The sequence below is a fragment of the Escherichia whittamii genome (assembly GCF_014836715.1).
In the GTDB taxonomy this organism is placed as follows: domain Bacteria; phylum Pseudomonadota; class Gammaproteobacteria; order Enterobacterales; family Enterobacteriaceae; genus Escherichia; species Escherichia whittamii.
Window position 1 is genome coordinate 1 of record NZ_JACSQI010000029.1, and the last position, 1,552, is coordinate 1,552.

Consider the following 1,552-nt stretch of genomic DNA (forward strand, 5'->3'; position numbering starts at 1 on the left):
GCTGTCTCTTATACACAAGTCCCCACCCGGGGATTTGTGATGTCTGTCAGTCTGCTTTAGGGGGGACTCTTTCCATCCGGTACTTTCCTTCCTCCCCGGTAGCCATTTTTTGAACTTTTTCTTCACCCGTTGATCTTCTCTTATATTTCATTTTCTTCGTGTCTGTTATGGTACTTTCTGATTGTTATTCATGGGCTAACGAGCAGTTTGGACATGCCCGTCTCGGTGATCCGCGTCGTACACGACGCCTTGTGTCACTGGCCTCTTCTCTCGCTCAGCATGCAGGTCTTTCTATTGTGAAATCATCCCAGTCCACTGCTCAGGTTGAAGGTGCGTACCGCCTAATACGTAACCCGTCTGTGTCCCCGCAAGCCATTGCCGAAGCCGGATTTACCGCCACTGTAAGGGCATGTGAGGCTCATCCGCTGCTCCTCGCACTGGAAGACACCACCACCATTAACTTCAGCCACAGTACGGCATCTGATGACCTGGGGAATACCACCACTAACCCGAAGACGCGCGGGCTGCTGGCTCACTCTGTCCTGATGTACGCCCCCGACAGCGCCCTGCCAGTCGGTCTTATCGAACAGCAGCGCTGGAGTCGGGTCACGGACACCTACGGTGTTAAGCACCAGCGAAAAGAACGTCCCTATGAAGAAAAAGAAAGTTACCGCTGGCAGCAGGCTTCGGAGCGTATGGCCGAACGGCTGGGGGAGATACAGAAACGGGTAATCACTGTCTGTGACCGGGAAGCGGATATCTGGCATTACCTGCATTATAAAGTCAGCCACGGACAGCGCTTCGTGGTGCGTGCTGCACAGAATCGCCGGCTGGAAGAAGCACCCGGCAAGCTCTTCGAACTGCCGGAAGTCCTGGCAACAGCGGGAAGCCACACGCTGAATGTGATGCAAAAAGGCGGGCGGGCAGCCCGCCAGGCCCGGATGTTCATCAGTTACAGCGAAGTCAGCATAAAAAATCCCGACAACAGCGGCCAGGCGCTCCCGCTCACGTATGTCTGTTGCCGGGAGCAGACAGAGGACGGTGCCTGCTGGCATCTGCTGACGTCAGAAAAAGTGGCGAGTGCCGCCGATGCGCGACGTATCGTCAGCCATTACGAGCGACGCTGGCTGATAGAGGAATACCACAAGGCGTGGAAAAGTGGTGGTACATGTGTGGAATCGCTGCGAATGCAGACCCGGGATAACCTTGAGCGCATGGTGGTTATCAAGGCGTTTATCGCGGTACGGGTGCTGGGCCTGCGGCAGGGAGGTATCAGTGAAGAAACACAAAATGACAGCTGTGAGAAAATACTGACGCCGACAGAGTGGAAACTGCTGTGGGTTAAGCTGGAAGGAAAACCGCTTCCGTCACAGACGCCGACACTGAAATGGGCCTGTCTGAAACTGGCGAAACTGGGGCGATGGCATGACAGCAAACGCACAGGCCGCCCCGGTTGGGTAGTTATGTGGGATGGCTGGTTCAGACTTCAGGATATGGTTGAGGGTTACCTGGTGATGAAGTCTCTTGATCAGGAGATCTGATCAAGAGACAG

The 1,552-nt window shown here is 54.9% G+C and carries 1 protein-coding gene; it reads left to right on the forward strand.

The window, feature by feature from the left end; genetic code table 11:
* Positions 1-167 precede the first annotated feature (167 nt).
* Positions 168-1,541, forward strand: coding sequence for an IS4-like element ISEc13 family transposase (locus tag H9644_RS21375; RefSeq protein ID WP_174557857.1), 1,374 nt, complete (start codon positions 168-170; stop codon positions 1,539-1,541).
* Positions 1,542-1,552 lie beyond the last annotated feature (11 nt).